General features: G+C 73.6%; 15 protein-coding genes, 1 tRNA gene and 1 other RNA gene. 11 read left to right on the top strand and 6 right to left on the bottom strand.

The genetic code is table 11. From position 1 onward, the window contains the following. Positions 1-128: 128 nt before the first annotated feature. The 4 genes from A6V29_RS14065 to A6V29_RS14080 all read left to right on the top strand — a co-directional run bounded on the left by A6V29_RS14065 (position 129) and on the right by A6V29_RS14080 (position 2,289). On the top strand, positions 129-548 hold the full coding sequence (locus A6V29_RS14065; protein WP_137160872.1) for a DUF3052 domain-containing protein: 420 nt from the start codon (positions 129-131) through the stop codon (positions 546-548). Between the two features lie 22 nt (positions 549-570). Continuing rightward, entirely contained in the window at positions 571-1,032 is a 462-nt protein-coding gene (locus A6V29_RS14070; RefSeq protein WP_137160873.1) for a peroxiredoxin, read from the top strand. A gap of 41 nt (positions 1,033-1,073) precedes the next feature. Next, a tRNA-Val gene (locus A6V29_RS14075) sits at positions 1,074-1,145 on the top strand. Between the two features lie 55 nt (positions 1,146-1,200). After that, complete coding sequence (locus A6V29_RS14080) at positions 1,201-2,289, top strand: hypothetical protein (protein WP_137160874.1); 1,089 nt, start codon at positions 1,201-1,203, stop codon at positions 2,287-2,289. A gap of 6 nt (positions 2,290-2,295) precedes the next feature. On the opposite strand, the gene A6V29_RS14085 is transcribed toward A6V29_RS14080, so the two are convergent. After that, the gene (locus tag A6V29_RS14085; protein WP_212719402.1) at positions 2,296-3,105 is read right to left on the bottom strand and encodes an esterase/lipase family protein; all 810 of its coding nucleotides are present in this window, start codon (positions 3,103-3,105) and stop codon (positions 2,296-2,298) included. A 215-nt stretch (positions 3,106-3,320) separates the two neighbouring features. Here A6V29_RS14085 and A6V29_RS14090 point away from each other — a divergent pair, with 215 nt between their 5' ends. After that, on the top strand, positions 3,321-4,232 hold the full coding sequence (locus A6V29_RS14090; protein WP_137160876.1) for an alpha/beta fold hydrolase: 912 nt from the start codon (positions 3,321-3,323) through the stop codon (positions 4,230-4,232). Between the two features lie 4 nt (positions 4,233-4,236). Here A6V29_RS14090 and A6V29_RS14095 read toward each other — a convergent pair whose 3' ends face one another. The 3 genes from A6V29_RS14095 to A6V29_RS14105 form a co-directional block, all read right to left on the bottom strand. After that, on the bottom strand, positions 4,237-5,271 hold the full coding sequence (locus tag A6V29_RS14095; RefSeq protein ID WP_137160877.1) for an NAD-dependent epimerase/dehydratase family protein: 1,035 nt from the start codon (positions 5,269-5,271) through the stop codon (positions 4,237-4,239). Then, on the bottom strand, positions 5,268-6,755 hold the full coding sequence (locus A6V29_RS14100) for a WS/DGAT/MGAT family O-acyltransferase (protein WP_249933241.1): 1,488 nt from the start codon (positions 6,753-6,755) through the stop codon (positions 5,268-5,270). The genes A6V29_RS14095 and A6V29_RS14100 overlap by 4 nt, the downstream gene beginning before the upstream one ends. Before the next feature lie 148 nt (positions 6,756-6,903). Then, positions 6,904-7,869, bottom strand: coding sequence for an alpha/beta fold hydrolase (locus tag A6V29_RS14105; protein ID WP_137160879.1), 966 nt, complete (start codon positions 7,867-7,869; stop codon positions 6,904-6,906). 71 nt (positions 7,870-7,940) lie between these two features. On the opposite strand from A6V29_RS14105, the gene A6V29_RS14110 reads away from it, so the two are divergent. Genes A6V29_RS14110 through A6V29_RS14120 form a run of 3 tightly spaced genes read left to right on the top strand, consistent with a single transcriptional unit; the run spans position 7,941 to position 10,618 of the window. Further along, the gene (locus tag A6V29_RS14110; protein WP_137160880.1) at positions 7,941-8,777 is read left to right on the top strand and encodes a Nif3-like dinuclear metal center hexameric protein; all 837 of its coding nucleotides are present in this window, start codon (positions 7,941-7,943) and stop codon (positions 8,775-8,777) included. A 9-nt stretch (positions 8,778-8,786) separates the two neighbouring features. Beyond that, positions 8,787-9,527: a zinc ribbon domain-containing protein gene (locus tag A6V29_RS14115; protein WP_137160881.1), complete on the top strand. Its 741-nt coding sequence runs from the start codon at positions 8,787-8,789 to the stop codon at positions 9,525-9,527. Then, positions 9,524-10,618, top strand: a complete 1,095-nt coding sequence (locus A6V29_RS14120) for a bifunctional RNase H/acid phosphatase (RefSeq protein WP_137160882.1) — start codon at positions 9,524-9,526, stop codon at positions 10,616-10,618. The genes A6V29_RS14115 and A6V29_RS14120 overlap by 4 nt, the downstream gene beginning before the upstream one ends. 10 nt (positions 10,619-10,628) lie before the next feature. Here A6V29_RS14120 and A6V29_RS14125 read toward each other — a convergent pair whose 3' ends face one another. Both A6V29_RS14125 and A6V29_RS14130 read right to left on the bottom strand, forming a co-directional pair. Next, a complete protein-coding gene (locus A6V29_RS14125; protein WP_137160883.1) occupies positions 10,629-11,384 on the bottom strand; it encodes a sulfite exporter TauE/SafE family protein in 756 nt (251 codons plus the stop codon). A 28-nt stretch (positions 11,385-11,412) separates the two neighbouring features. Further along, complete coding sequence (locus A6V29_RS14130) at positions 11,413-11,889, bottom strand: nucleoside deaminase (protein WP_137160884.1); 477 nt, start codon at positions 11,887-11,889, stop codon at positions 11,413-11,415. A 27-nt stretch (positions 11,890-11,916) separates the two neighbouring features. Here A6V29_RS14130 and A6V29_RS14135 point away from each other — a divergent pair, with 27 nt between their 5' ends. The 3 genes from A6V29_RS14135 (at position 11,917) to A6V29_RS14145 (ending at position 13,943) form a co-directional block, all read left to right on the top strand. Further along, positions 11,917-12,636 (top strand): PIG-L deacetylase family protein, encoded by a 720-nt coding sequence (locus A6V29_RS14135; RefSeq protein WP_137160885.1) that lies wholly within the window; start codon positions 11,917-11,919, stop codon positions 12,634-12,636. Positions 12,637-12,758: 122 nt separating this feature from the next. Beyond that, an RNA gene (gene rnpB / locus A6V29_RS14140) (RNase P RNA component class A) lies at positions 12,759-13,173 on the top strand. 89 nt (positions 13,174-13,262) lie between these two features. After that, positions 13,263-13,943: a hypothetical protein gene (locus A6V29_RS14145; RefSeq protein WP_212719405.1), complete on the top strand. Its 681-nt coding sequence runs from the start codon at positions 13,263-13,265 to the stop codon at positions 13,941-13,943. Positions 13,944-13,970: the final 27 nt, after the last annotated feature.

The following is a 13,970-nucleotide window of genomic DNA, read 5'->3' on the forward strand; positions in this document are numbered from 1 at the left end:
CCGTCCACCGCCGGACCCACGTCCGTGAGGCGTCCGCGCGCGAGCGGCCGCCCGGCAGGGCAGCATCACGGCCACGAGCCACCCCACGATCGAGGAGCAGCAGGTCCACCCATGGAGGAGCAGCACGGATGAGCGTCGACAGCGCCGGCATGGCGGCCCGGCTGGGCATCAAGCCGGGCATGGTCGTGCAGGAGCTCGGCTGGGACGAGGACGCCGACGAGGACCTGCGCGATGCGATCATCGAGCTCTCCGGGGGCGAGATGGTCGACGAGGACACCGACGAGGTGGCCGACGTCGTCATCCTGTGGTGGCGGGAGGACGACGGCGACCTGTTCGACGCCCTGACCGACGCGATCACCTCGCTGGCCGACGAGGGCGTCGTCTGGCTGCTCGTGCCGAAGTCCGGCCGACCGGGCCACGTGGAGCCCGGTGACGTCACCGAGGTGGCTCCGACGGCGGGTCTGCAGCAGACCAGCAGCGTGTCGGCGGCCAAGGACTGGTCGGGCATCCGGCTGGTCAGCCCGAAGACCGCCCGCAACCGCCGATGACGGGTGCGGCACGATCGGAGCCATGAGTCTCTCCGTCGGCGACGTCGCGCCCGAGTTCAGCCTTCCCGACCAGGACAAGCAGGTCGTCTCCCTCGCCGAGCTGCGGGGCACGCCGGTGCTGCTGGTCTTCTACCCGTTCGCCTTCTCCGGCATCTGCACCGGTGAGCTGTGCCAGCTCCGCGACGAGCTGAGCAACTACACCGACGCCGGCGTGAAGGTCCTGGCGATCAGCACCGACCCGGTGTTCAGCCTCAAGGCGTTCAAGGCGCAGGAGGGCTTCGACTTCCCGCTGTTGTCGGACTTCTGGCCGCACGGCGCGACCGCGCAGGCCTACGGCGTGTTCAACGACAAGGCCGGGATGGCCGTCCGCGGCACGTTCCTCGTCGACGCCGACGGGAAGGTCGCCTTCGCCGAGGTCAACCAGCCCGGCGACGCCCGCGAGCAGTCCGGCTGGAAGGACGCCGTCGCCCAGCTCGCGGCCTGACCCCCGAGACCGATCGCGGCGCTCATTACTGTGGGCGCCGCGGGCGCGTAGCTCAGCGGTAGAGCCCTCGCCTTACAAGCGAGTGGTCGCAGGTTCGAACCCTGCCGCGCCCACCCCGTCCACGGCTCTCGTGCTTCTCCTGGCGGTCCGCCGGGGTATGGCGAGCGGATGACCGTGCTGGAAGGCGGCGCCACGGGCCGCCGGGCCTCGGTGGCGCTCGGCCGGGGACGACGCCAGGTGCTGCTGTTCCTCACCTTCGTCCTCGCGGCGGCGCCGATCGTCTACGTGGGCTACCGCGAGTTCGCCGTCGACGATCCGGCGACCGGCGGGGACACGGGCGACTCCGCGGCGTACGCGCGGATGGCGCTCACCGGCGAGCTCGACGACGTCCCCAAGCCGTTCCGCTACCGGGTCGTCGTCCCCTTCCTCGCCCACCTGTGGATGCGCCTGGCCGACCGGCAGGACCTGTACGAGCTGTACGTGGCGTTCGCCGTCCTGAACCTGGTGGGGCTCGCGCTCGCGGCCTGGGCCGTCCACCACCTCCTCCTGCGCTGGGGCTTCACCGCCCGGGAGGGGTTCACCGGCGGGCTGCTGTTCCTGGCCTCCTGGCCGGTGCTCCGCTTCGGTGGCGCCGTCCTGGTCGACGCCTGGAGCCACGCGGCGCTGGCCGGAGCGGCCTACGCCGTCGTGGCCCGGCGGTACCGGCTGTTGCTCGTGGTGGCGACCCTCGGCATGTTCGTGCGGGAGACGACGGTCTTCGCCGCCCTGCTGGTCCTCGTCGTGCCGGCGCCGTGGTCGGTCCGGCTCCGCCAGCTCGCCTGCTTCGTCCCGGGCGTGGTGGGCTACGCGCTCTTCCGCTTCGTCCTCGCGCCGACGGAGGTCGGGTACTCGTACAACGTGGACCGGTTCACCCGCCAGGTGACCGACGTGCTCGGCTGGTCGGGCCTGCCCTACACGCTCCGGGAGCTGGCGCTCACGTTCGGCGCGGCGGGGCTGCTGTTCGTCGTGGGGGTCATCCACAACCGCCGCGTCCGCGCGCTGCCCGGCAGCCTGTTCTGGCTCGTCCCCGTGGCGCTGGTGATCCCGTTCCTCATCGCCAGCAACCTCGCCCGGATCTGGTTCCTCGCCTTTCCCGCGGTCATCCCGCTCGCGGTGCTGGGGTTGCGGGCCCTCCTCGCCGACGACGGAGAGCGTCGGGACGAGGGGGCCGACAGCCGCCCGGCGGTCTACGCCGGCGTTCCTCCCGGCACGGGCTGAGGCTGCTCAGGCGGCGGAGTCGACCGCGGCGACGGGGGAGCCGGGGGCGGGCTCCGCCGGCTTCGGGAACGCCGGGCGCAGGAACGTCGGCGCCCGGAACGGCGACCACTCGCCCTCGGGCTGCGCGAGGCGGTCGGCGATCGCCCAGAGCGCGGCCGGGTGGTGCCCCAGCCCCAGGTGGCTGGCGGTCACGGCGATGTTCTCGCAGCGCTCGCCGGGGACGTCCAGGCACGTCTGCCAGTGCACGATCCCGTCGAGGTGGGAGTAGATCGAGGTGGCGGGGACCGGCAGCGGCACGCCCTCGGGTTCCAGCGGCAGCGTGCGCTGCTCGACGTGCAGGTGGGAGTATCTGTCGAACACCTTGGCCGCACGGGTCTGGCTGTACCTGGTGAGCCGGAACGGGCTGCCCAGCGTGACGACTTGGCGCACGGAGTCGGGGGAGCGGCGGGCGAGATCGCGGGCGAAGATGCCGCCCAGGCTCCAGCCGATGATCGTCACCGGTCGGCGGTAGCGGCCGTGCAGGTAGTCCAGCTTGTCGCGCAGGCCGTTGACGCACAGCGCCGTCGGCCCGATGTTGCGGCCCAGGCCCCAGCCGTGGACGCGGTAGTCCAGCCGGCGCAGCGTCCTGCGCAGCGCCAGGGTGGAGACGTCGTCGGCGAGCAGGCCGGGCACCACGAGCACCGGATGCCCGTCACCCTTGGGCAGGCGTGGCGCCAGCGGCCGGGTGGCCAGGTAGAGGCCGAAATCCGCGACCGCTCGCCCGGGCTCGCTCAGGTAGAGCGGTAGCCCGGGGCCGTCGTCCTGCCGAAACGCCACGTCGACCTCCATCAACCCCGTTGTGTGTGATGGGCAGTACCAACATGCGTTGTGGCTCACACGCGTCGGCCCACCACACGCAGGCACATGTTGCCGAAATGTGTCCCACGTCATATCGGACGTTCGCGTCCGTACATGCCGGAGGCCGTTCCTGGGGGTACGGCGATGCGGCGCCGTGGGAGCGTGAGCGCCGTCGTCCAGCCAAGAGGAGCGCCATGACCGAGGAGCACGTGCCGGGGGAGAGCCGCACGGTGGACCTCGACGGGCCGGTGCACTACGTCGACTTCGATGGCCCGGCGGACGGCCCGCGGGTCGTGCTGGTCCACGGGCTGGGCGGCTCCCACCTCAACTGGGACACGTTCGCTCCGCTGCTGCTGCCGCACGCCCGGGTGCTCGCCATCGACCTGCCGGGATTCGGCCGCAGCGAGCCGGGTGGGCGGCGCGCCACCGTGCAGGCCAACGTCGCGGTGCTGGACCGCTTCCTGGCCGAGGTCTCCGGCGAGCCCGCGGTCCTGGTCGGCAACTCGATGGGCGGGATGATCTCGATCCTGCAGGCCGAGCGGAACCCGGAGGCGGTCAGCGGCCTGGTCCTGCTCGATCCCGCCGTCCCCGGGCCGCACCGCTCGCTGGACCCGCTGGTGGCCGCCATGTTCGCGCTCTACGCCCTGCCCGTGGTGGGCCCGCGCTTCCTGTGGCTGCGCCGCGTCCGGCAGACGCCGCTGCAGCGGGTCCGGGAGATGCTGCGGTTGGTCGGCGTGGACCCCGACACGCTGCCGTCGGCCGTCATCGACCGCTCCGTGGCGCTGCTCGAGGCCCGGGAGGACCACGCCGCGATGGACCGGGCGTACCTCGCGGCGGCGCGCTCGCTGCTCGTGCAGCTGGCCGACCCGCGCGCCTACCGCCGGGCGATGGAAGGGCTGGCCCAGCCCGTCCTGCTGGTGCACGGCGATCTCGACCGGCTCGTCTCCGTGGAGTCGGCCCGCGACGTCGCGCGCCGCCACCCGAACTGGACCTACGTCGAGCTGGACGGGGTCGGGCACGTGCCGCAGCTGCAGTGCCCGGAGCGGCTCGCCGACGAGGTGCTGCCGTGGCTCGCCGGGATCGGCAGCGTCCGGGCCGACGGCTGACGGCTCATCCGGACCTGTCGCGGAGGGTGTCCCGCAGCGCCTCCAGGCCCGAGTACCGCGGCCGCCAGCCGAGCTCCTCCCGGGCGCGGGTGGTGTCCATGACGGCGGGATGGCTGGCCGCTTCGATCCACTGCGCCACCGGTGGCAGGAACGGCAGCCGGGAGATGGCCCGGGCGGCGAGCTGCCCGGGTGCCGGTGGCAGCGGGATGGGCCATGCGCCGAACTCGCGGGCGACGTCGGCGGCGGTCAGGACGCCGTCGCCGGCGATGTTGTAGGCGCCGGGTGGGCCCGCTCCGACCACGCACAGCAGGAGCGCCCGGCCGACGTCCTCCTCGTGGACGAACTGCAGCGGGTGCTCGGGGACGGGCAAGGGGATGGGCACCGGGAGCCGGCGTGGCCGGCCGAGCAGTCGCCGGCCCAGCGGCGCCAGCGGTCCGGGCAGCACGTCCTTGGCGCCGATCGCGTTCGGCCCCAGCACGACAGGTGGGCGGAGCAGGTACAGCGCCAGGTCGGGAGCGGCCGCGGACTCCTGCTCCAGGAGGTGCTCGAGCTCGGCCTTCTCCTGGGCGTAGAACAACCGGTGGGCCGGCCGGGTGGGCCAGTCCTCGGGGATCGGTTCGGGGTTGTCGGAGTGGAAGCCGTACGCGGCCACCGACGACGCGTAGACGAACCGGCGGGCACCGGAGGCGGCCGCGGCGCGGAACACGTCGAGCGTGCCGTCGACGTTGATCGCGCGTGTCGTCTCGCGCGAGGCGTTGCCGGTGATGAGGAAGGCCAGGTGGACGACGACGTCGGCGCCGCGGAAGGCCTCCCGCAGGGCGTCGGGGTCGCGGACGTCGCCCTGGCGGTACTCCATCTTCGTCCAGCCGCGCGCGGCCGGGTCGAACGGCCGGCGGGCCATCCCGATGATCCGGGTGATCCGGTCGTCGTCCTGCAGCAGCGGCACCAGCCCGGCGCCGAACGTGCCGGTCGGACCGGTGACCGCGACGGTGAGGTCGCGGTCCCACGGGCGCCGTCGCCGCTGCTGAGCCGGGCTCACCTGCCCGCGGCCGACGCCGACCGCTTGCGCGGCTTCGCCTTCGCCTCGGGCTCCGGCTGCGACACCTCGGGCTCCGGCTGCGACACGTCGGGCGTGGCCTTCTCGGCGCGGGCGAACTCGAGCAGCTCCTCGATCCCGCCGCGGATCCCGCGGGACAGCACGTCCACGTCGGAGAAGGCGTCGAAGTCGGCGTTGATGCCGAAGGTCATCGTGTCGAGGTAGCTGAAGATCCCGATCGAGCAGCGGGTACCGCCGGCGATCGGCACGTAGGCGTAGGCCGAGGACATGCGGCGGCCGAGCACGTAGAGCGGGATCGGCGGACCGGGCACGTTGGTGGTGACCGCCTGGCACCAGACCTGCCCGGCGGTGAGCGCGGCGCGCACGCCCAGGGACAGCAGCGTGGGCGCGACGAAGTCGCCCATCGAGATGATCGACGGCACGTCGACCGCCTGCATCGCCTTCTTGTACTCGTCCATCTGGCCGCGGATGGACTCCAGCCGGGACAGCGGGTCCGGATCGCCGACGGGCAGGTCGACGAACACGCAGGAGACGGCGTTGTTCAGCGTGCCGCGCTGGTTCTCCGCCCGGACCGACACCGGGACCATCGTCCGCACGACCAGCTTGTCCGAGGTGAGCTCGCCGCGACCCTTCAGCAGGTCGCGGAAGCCGGCGGTGATCGCGGTGAGGACGACGTCGTTCACCGTGCCACCGAGCGCCGTGCGGACCTCCTTGAGCTCGGCGAACTTCCCCGACGTCCAAGCCCAGCGGCGGTGTGGGCCGATCGGCCCGTTGAGCGAGCGCGCGGTCGGCGTCAGCGCCTGCTTGGCGAGCGAGGGGACCGTCGAGGCGAGGGTCTTGCCGGAGCCCACCAGTTCCTTGGCCACCCGGCGCGGACCGCCGAGGGCCGGCAGCGAGGAGAGCTGCCGCAGCGGGTTGGCCACGGCGTCGGCGATCGCGCCGGCCACCATGCCGGCGCCGGACGGGGACCGCTGCGGCGTCCAGTCCCGCGGCTCGTCGTGCGTCGCGTCGGGGGAGAGGTCGAACATCAGCTGCATGAGGTCGGTGCCGGCGACGCCGTCGACCATGCAGTGGTGGACCTTGGAGATGATCGCCCAGCGGTCGTCCTCCAGACCCTCGACCAGGAAGATCTCCCACAGCGGCTTGGACATGTCCAGGCGGTGGCCGAGGATACGGCCGGCGAGGTTGCGCAGCTGCTCGTCGCTGCCCGGACGGGGCACCGCGGTGTGCCGCACGTGGTAGAGGATCTGGAAGTGCGGGTCGTCGACCCACATGGGGCGGCCGAGCTGCAGTGGCACCTCGCGCACCCGCTGGCGGTAGCGGGGGACCAGCGGGAGCTTGCTGAGCAGGAGCCGGACGACGTCGCCGTAGCTGGGGGCGGGCCCGTCGAAGACGGCCACCGAGCCCACGTGCATGGGGGTGTTCTCGCTCTCCGCGAAGTAGAAGCCGCTGTCGAGCGCGCTCATCCGGTCCACGATCTGCTCCTCGCCGCTCCCGCCCGGCTGCTCGGACGGAATGCCGTTGGTGGGCGCCGAAACTAGGGGTGCCGCTCACCCCCCGCAAGCCGGGTGCGTGAGGCAGGCCACAGCTGCTCCTGCCCGCTCCGCCCGGCGGTCAACCAGCGAGTTCCCGGCCGGTCTCCACTCGGTCGAGCAGCGCCAGGAACGCCGTGTCCACGACCCGGGTGCGGGTGAGGTTCACGCTGTGCCCGGCACCCGGGACGAGGACCAGCTCCGCGCGGTCACCGATCTCCGCGGCCAGCCGCCGGCCGTGCTCGACGGGGGTCAGCCGGTCGTGGGTGGCGGCGACGACGGTGGTCGGCACCCGCCCGATCACCGGCAGCGACCCGTACTCCTCGTGGTCGAGGAAGGTCGCGTAGAACGCGGCGGAGACCGGGAAGGGCGTCTCCTCGAGGAGCTGCTGCACCAGCCGGACGGCGGCGGGATCGGCGTCCGCTCGATCTCCGAACAGCAGCCGGCGGGTGAACCACCGCCCGAACCTGCTGCCGCGGCGGCGGAAGCGCTCCAGCAGCGGCGCCAGGAGCTGCAGCACCCGCAGGTACAGCGGGAGCAGCCGCAGCCACCTGATGATCTTCACGATCCGGCCGAGGAGGCCGGTCTCCACCAGCCCACCCGCCGAGGTGGCCATGAGGAAGACGCCGACGACGCGGTCGCCGAACAGCTCGGGCCGCTGCCGCGCCAGGGCCATCACGCTCATCCCGCCCATCGAGTGCCCGGCCAGCACCACGGGCCCGGACGGGACCACGGCGTCGAGCACCTGGCCGAGGTCCCGGCCGGTGCGGTCGATGGTGGCGTCGGGCAGCGGGGTGGCGGCCGACCGGCCGTGGCCGCGCTGGTCCCAGAGCACCAGCCGCGCGCGCCCGCGCAGCGCCAGCCGCTGCAGCTCCCACTCGGCCAGGCGGGCGGTGAAGCCGTGGGAGAGGACGACGGTGAGCGGCGTGCCCACCGCCTCGTCCACCTCGACGTGCAGGTCGACGCCGTCGTCGGTGCGCACCGTGCGGGAGCCCGGCGGCGGCGGGCCGGTCAGCGGCGGGAGCGTGAGCACCGGGTCGGATCGCATCCCGCCCATCCCAGGCCGCCGGCCCGTCGCCGGCAACCCGAGCACCCGGCCGCTCACCTACAGTCCGGTCCGTGACGGTGCGGCTGGCTCAGGTGATCGACGCGCTGCAGGCGCGCTACGACCCGGCGCTCGCCGAGCCGTGGGACGCCGTCGGCCTGGTGTGCGGCGACCCCGACGAGCCCGTGGGCAGGGTGCTGTTCGCCGTCGACCCGACCGCCGCGGTGGTGGACGAGGTGGTCGCGACCGGTGCGGACCTGCTCGTGACGCACCACCCGCTGTTCCTCACCCCCGTCCACGGCGTGCCCGCGGACGACCCGAAGGGCCGGCTCGTGCACCGGCTGGTGCGCGCCGGAGCGGGCCTGTTCGTGGCGCACACCAACGCCGACCGGGCACCGGACACCGGCGTGAACGCCGCGCTGGCCGACGTCCTCGGCCTCACCGCGGCGGTGCCGCTGGACCCGTCGCCCGGACGGCCCGGCGCGGGCCTCGGCCGGGTCGGGGAGCTGCCGGAGGAGCTGAGCCTGGCGGAGTTCGCCGAGCTCGTGGCCCGGGTGCTGCCCGCGACCGCGAGCGGAGCCCGGATCGCCGGCGACCCGGGGCGGCGCGTGCGGCGGGTGGCCGTGTGCGGGGGGAGTGGCGGCTCGCTCCTGCCCGCCGCCGCGGCGGCCGGCGCCGACGTCCTGCTCACCAGCGACCTCAAGCACCACCCCGCCTCGGACGCGCTGGAGGTGGACGGCCCGGCGCTGTGCGACGTCGCGCACTTCGCCAGCGAGTGGCCGTGGCTGCCGGTCGCGGCCGCCGCGCTGCGGGAGGACCTGGGCGGTGCGGTGGAGGTGACCGTGTCCGAGCGGCGCACGGACCCCTGGAGCCTCTCGGTAGCTCAAGGGCGCGGCGAACCGGATGAGTAGGTTGTCTGCGTGAAGGTCGACCACTTCGAGCAGCAGAAGCTGCTGGATCTCGCGGCGGAGGACGTCGCGCTGACCCAGCTGGCGCACCGCAGGCGGACGCTGCCGGAGGTCGCGGCGGTGGAGGCCGCCGAGGAGGCCGAGCGCGCGACCGCGGCCGACGTCGTCCGCGCCGAGACCGAGGTCCGCGACCTGACCCGCGAGGTCAAGCGGCTGGAGTCCGACGTCGACACCGTGCGCCAGCGCGCCGCCCGCGACCAGGAGCGCCTGGACTCCGGTGCGGCCACGCCCAAGGAGATGACCAGCCTCCAGCACGAGATGGAGTCGCTGACCCGCCGGCAGGGCGACCTGGAGGACCAGCAGCTCGAGCTCATGGAGCGGTTGGAGGCGGCCGAGTCCGCCCTCGCCGCGGCGCAGCAGGGACAGGTCCGCGCGCGGGAGGAGCTCGAGCGCGCCCAGCAGCAGCGGGACGACGCCCTGGCCGACATCGCCGACGGCACCACGCGGCACGAGTCGGCGCGCGCCGAGGTGGCCGGCGGGCTGTCCGCGCCGCTGCTGAGCCTCTACGACCGCATCCGTGCCCAGACCGGCACCACCGGCGCGGCGATGCTCAAGGCCCGCCAGTGCCAGGGCTGCCGGATCGAGCTGTACGGCAACGAGCTGGCCGCGGTCCGCAACGCCGACCCGCACGAGGTGGTCCGCTGCGAGAACTGCGGCCGGATCCTGGTGCGGACCGCCGAGTCGGGGCTGTGAGCCCGCGCCGGTTCATCGTCGAGGCCGACGGCGGGTCGCGGGGCAACCCCGGCCCGGCCGGCTACGGCGCGCTGGTGCGCGACGCGGAGACCGGCCGGGTGCTGGCCGAGCGGGCCGCGTCGGTCGGCCGGGCGACGAACAACGTCGCCGAGTACGGCGGGCTGGTGGCCGGGCTGCAGGCCGCGCTCGACCTCGACCCCTCCGCCGAGGTGGAGGTCCGCATGGACTCCAAGCTCGTCGTCGAGCAGATGTCGGGTCGCTGGAAGATCAAGCACCCGGACATGCAGCAGCTCGCCCTGCAGGCCCGCGCGATCGCCCGGCAGCTCGCCGACGTCCGCTACACGTGGGTGCCGCGCGCGCAGAACCGCGCGGCCGACGCGCTGGCGAACAGCGCCATGGACGGCACGCCGGTGCACCGCGACACCGCCGCCGAACCGTCGGTGCGCTCGACCGACGTGCAGCCCGAGGAGCCGGCGCCCGTCGTCACCACCGTGACGCACCTGCTCCGGCACGGGCAGACCGAGCACACCCCGGAGCGTCGTTACAGCGGCCGTAACGACCTTCCGCTGTCCCGGACGGGGCGCGCCGAGGCCGAGGCGGCCGCCCACCGCCTGGCCGCGCTGGGCATCGACGTCGTCGTCGCCTCCCCGCTGCGCCGCACCCGGGAGACTGCCGAGATCGTCGCGGAGGTCCTCGGGCTGGCGGTCGAGTACGACGACGACCTGGTCGAACTGGACTTCGGCGACCTCGAGGGGCTCACCAGCGAGGAGGCCAGGGCCCGGCACCCGCTGGCCCAGCGGCGGTTCATGCTCGACCTCACCGTGGCCGCGCCCGGGGGCGAGTCGATCGCCGACGTGAGCGGCCGGGTCGCGCGTGCGCGACGGCGGATCCTCGAGCGGTACGCCGGCCGCAGCGTGCTGGTGATCAGCCACGTGACCCCGATCAAGCTCATGCTCGTCGCCGGGCTGGGCGTGGGGGACGAGGTCGTCCACCGGGTGTTCCTGGAGGCGGCGTCGCTGTCCACGGTCGCGTGGTCCTCGGACGGGCGGACGTCGGTGCGGCTGGTGAACGACACCGCGCACCTGCGCTGATCCGCCGCGGTCAGATCCGCAGGAACAGGTAGACCGAGACGGCGACGCCGAAGCAGACGATGAAGATGCGCAGCGGCGTCGTCGGCACCCGCATCGCGACGCGTGCGCCGAGGAAACCGCCCAGCAGGCTGGCCGGTGCCGCCACCGCCACCACTCCCCAGTGCACGGCGCCGAACAGGCCGAACACGACCACGGTGACGGTGGCGGTGATCGCCGAGAGCGCCGACTTGAGCGCGTTGGCGAGCTTGAGCCGGTGCAGCGCCAGGCCCAGCACGCCGACCAGGATCACGCCGAGCGCCCCGCCGAAGTAGCCGCCGTAGACGGTAGCCAGGAACAGCGCCACGTACAGCCACGCGGGGTCGGCCGTCTCGCCGTCGTCCTCCCCCCGGCGCAGCCGCGTGGTGAGCAGCGGCTGGACCGCGAGCAGCAGGCTGGCCAGCAGTACCAGCACCGGGACGACGACGTCGAAGGCCTCGCTGGGCGTGGTCAGCAGCAGCACGCTGCCCGTCGTCCCACCGAGAACGGCGACCAGCCCCAGCCGCAGGATGCGGTTCCGCTGGCCGCGGTACTCCGGCCGGAAGCCGGCGACGCCACCGAGGTAGCCCGGCCACTGGGACACCGAGTTGGTCACGTTCGCCTCGACGGTGCCGAGGCCGAGCGCGACGAGGGTGGGGAAGAGGATGAGCGAGCCGCCGCCGGCGATCGAGTTGATGCCGCCCGCCAGGAACGCCACCCCGGCCGCGATCAGCAGGTCGAGGGCGGACACGACCGCCGACCCTACGGCCCTCCTCCGGTCACCTCGCGAGGAACCTCCGGTGCAGCTCGCGCACCTCGTCGTCGAGGCCGGGCACGGGTCCCTCGACGACGACGCCGGGGACCACCTCCTGGATCGGCAGCGGCCGGACCGGCGCGGGCGGAGCGCCCAGCTCGGCGTACCAGCGGCTGGTCTGGGCAGCGGAGCTCGCGTAGACGATGCGGCCCAGCCCCACCCAGCCGTGCGCGGCCGCGCACATCGGGCAGTGCTCGCCGGAGGTGTAGACGGTGGCGGCGGCGCGCTCGTCCGGGGTGAGGTGCTCGGCCGCCCACCGGGCGATCGCGAACTCGGGGTGCCGGGTCGCGTCGCCACCGGCCACGTGGTTGTGGTCCTCGAAGCGGACCCGGCCGGAGGCGTCGACGAGCACGGAGCCGAACGGCTCGTCGCCGGCGTCGAGGGCGGCGCGGGCGAGTGCCACGCAGCGGCGCAGGTGGGCGCGATCGGTGTCGTCGACCATGACCCCATCCTGCGCCAGACTCGCGGCATGCCATCCAAGCCGATGCCCGACGACTGGCAGCGCGCCCTCGTCGTCGCCGCCCATCCCGACGACATCGAGTACGGCCTCGCCGCGGCGGTCGCGGTCTGGACGGCGGCCGGCAAGGAGGTGCACTACCTGCTCGCGACCCGCGGCGAGGCGGGGATGGCCGGGGTGCCGCCCGAGGAGGCCGGGCCCCTGCGCGAGGACGAGGAGCGGCGTTCCGCCGCGGTCGTCGGCGTCACCGAGGTGGAATTCCTCGACCACCGGGACGGCGTCCTCGTGGCCGGGCCCGAGCTGCGGCGCGACCTCGCCGGGGCCATCCGGCGGCACCGGCCGGAGCTCGTCGTCACCGGCTACTTCGGCCCGACCTGGACGCCGCCCGGGGTCTCACCGGCGTACCTCAACTCCGCCGACCACCAGGCGCTCGGGCAGAGCGTGCTCGACGCGGTGGCCGACGCCGGCAACGAGTGGATCTTCCCGGATCTCGCCGAGGAGCCGTGGCGCGGTGTCCAGTACATCGCCGTCGGCGAGCTGCTCGACCCGCCGCACGAGGTCGACGTGAGCGGGACCGTCGAGCTGGCGGTGCAGTCGCTGTCGGAGCACCGCCGGTACCTGGAGCTGCTGTCGGACGACCCTGTCGACATGCAGGCACGTCAGGTCGTCGACATGTCGACCCTCAAGGAGGACGGCGGGCGGCGCGTCGGCTTCCGCCTCTACTGGGGCTGACCCGCGCGCTGCAGCCGAGTTGATCATCGTCGGCGTGCGCGCCGTCGCGGCGTGCCGGCGTGTGTCGCGCGCACGGAGACGATGATCGACTGGCGAGGTTCTAGACTGGCCGGCACGACGGACGAGTCGGCTGGGCGGTCGCGTCGGCGGGGGAGACCCCGTCGCCGAGGAACGTCCGGGCTCCACAGGGCAGGGTGGTCGTCAACAGCGACCCGGGGTGACCCGCGGGACAGTGCCACAGAGAACAGACCGCCAGCGGTTCGCCGCTGGTAAGGGTGAAACGGTGGTGTAAGAGACCACCGCACACCGGGTGACCGGTGTGGCTCGGTAAACCCCACCCGGAGCAAGGTCAAGAGGGAACGGCGGCTCCAGTTCGCTGGATCGGTCGTCCTGCGCAGGCGTTCGAGGGCGGCCCGCCCGAGCCTGCGGGTAGACCGCTCGAGCCTGCCGGCAACGGCAGGCCTAGATGGATGACCGCCCATCGGGAGGCCGTGAGGCACCCGTGGACAGAACCCGGCGTACAGGCCGACTCGTCCGTCGTCCCGCGCCTCGACGGGTTCCCCCTCGCGCCGCACCGGCCTAGCGTCGGTCCTCCCACGGGGGCCGACGACGGCGGGAGGCTCGCCATGTTCGCTCAGCTCATCCAGGGCAGGACGTCGGACGCCGAAGCGGTGCGCGCGGCGCTGGACACGTGGATGGAGGAGCTGCAGCCCGGCTCGATCGGGTGGCTGGGCAGCACGATCGGGGTGGCCGACGACGGCCGGGTGGTCGTCCTGGCGCGGTTCGAATCGGCGGACGCCGCGGCCCGCAACTCCGAGCGCCCGGAGCAGTCCCGGTGGTGGGAGCGGACCCAACGTCTCTTCGACGGCGAGGTGACCTTCGCCGACAGCGAGGACGTCGAGGTCGACCTGGCCGGCGACCCGGACCGTGCCGGCTTCGTGCAGGTGATGCACGGCCGGGTGACCGACCGGGAACGGGCCCGGGAACTCATGGCGCGGATGTCCGCCGAGGACATGCGCAGCTTCCGGCCCGACATCCTCGGCGGCGTGATGATCAACCAGGGGCCGGACCGGTGGACCCAGATCCCCTACTTCACCTCCGAGGCGGAGGCGCGCGAGGGCGAGCGCAAGGACATGCCGCCGGAGCTGCAGCAGGTCATGGCGGAGCTCATGGCCCTCACCCCGGAGCCGATCGAGTTCGTCGACCTCCGGCAGCCGATGCTGCGCTCCCGACCCGGTGCCGATTCCGAGGTGCCCGGGCCGCGTCCGGCGGCGGAGGCATCCGAGACGGCCGAGCAGTCGACCTGAGCGTCATCAGACCCGAACGCCAGGAGA

Source organism: Blastococcus sp. CCUG 61487, from assembly GCF_005222955.1.
Taxonomy (GTDB): Bacteria; Actinomycetota; Actinomycetes; order Mycobacteriales; family Geodermatophilaceae; genus Blastococcus.

What these genes read in the sequence shown, in the direction of transcription:
- A6V29_RS14070 (WP_137160873.1), top strand. Translation starts at nt 571, where the DNA reads ATGAGTCTCTCCGTCGGCGACGTCGCGCCCGAGTTCAGCCTTCCCGAC.
- A6V29_RS14105 (WP_137160879.1), bottom strand. Translation starts at nt 7,869, where the DNA reads ATGCGATCCGACCCGGTGCTCACGCTCCCGCCGCTGACCGGCCCGCCG.
- A6V29_RS14130 (WP_137160884.1), bottom strand. Translation starts at nt 11,889, where the DNA reads ATGGTCGACGACACCGATCGCGCCCACCTGCGCCGCTGCGTGGCACTC.
- A6V29_RS14145 (WP_212719405.1), top strand. Translation starts at nt 13,263, where the DNA reads ATGTTCGCTCAGCTCATCCAGGGCAGGACGTCGGACGCCGAAGCGGTG.
- A6V29_RS14080 (WP_137160874.1), top strand. Translation starts at nt 1,201, where the DNA reads ATGACCGTGCTGGAAGGCGGCGCCACGGGCCGCCGGGCCTCGGTGGCG.
- A6V29_RS14135 (WP_137160885.1), top strand. Translation starts at nt 11,917, where the DNA reads ATGCCATCCAAGCCGATGCCCGACGACTGGCAGCGCGCCCTCGTCGTC.
- A6V29_RS14100 (WP_249933241.1), bottom strand. Translation starts at nt 6,755, where the DNA reads ATGAGCGCGCTCGACAGCGGCTTCTACTTCGCGGAGAGCGAGAACACC.
- A6V29_RS14090 (WP_137160876.1), top strand. Translation starts at nt 3,321, where the DNA reads ATGACCGAGGAGCACGTGCCGGGGGAGAGCCGCACGGTGGACCTCGAC.
- A6V29_RS14065 (WP_137160872.1), top strand. Translation starts at nt 129, where the DNA reads ATGAGCGTCGACAGCGCCGGCATGGCGGCCCGGCTGGGCATCAAGCCG.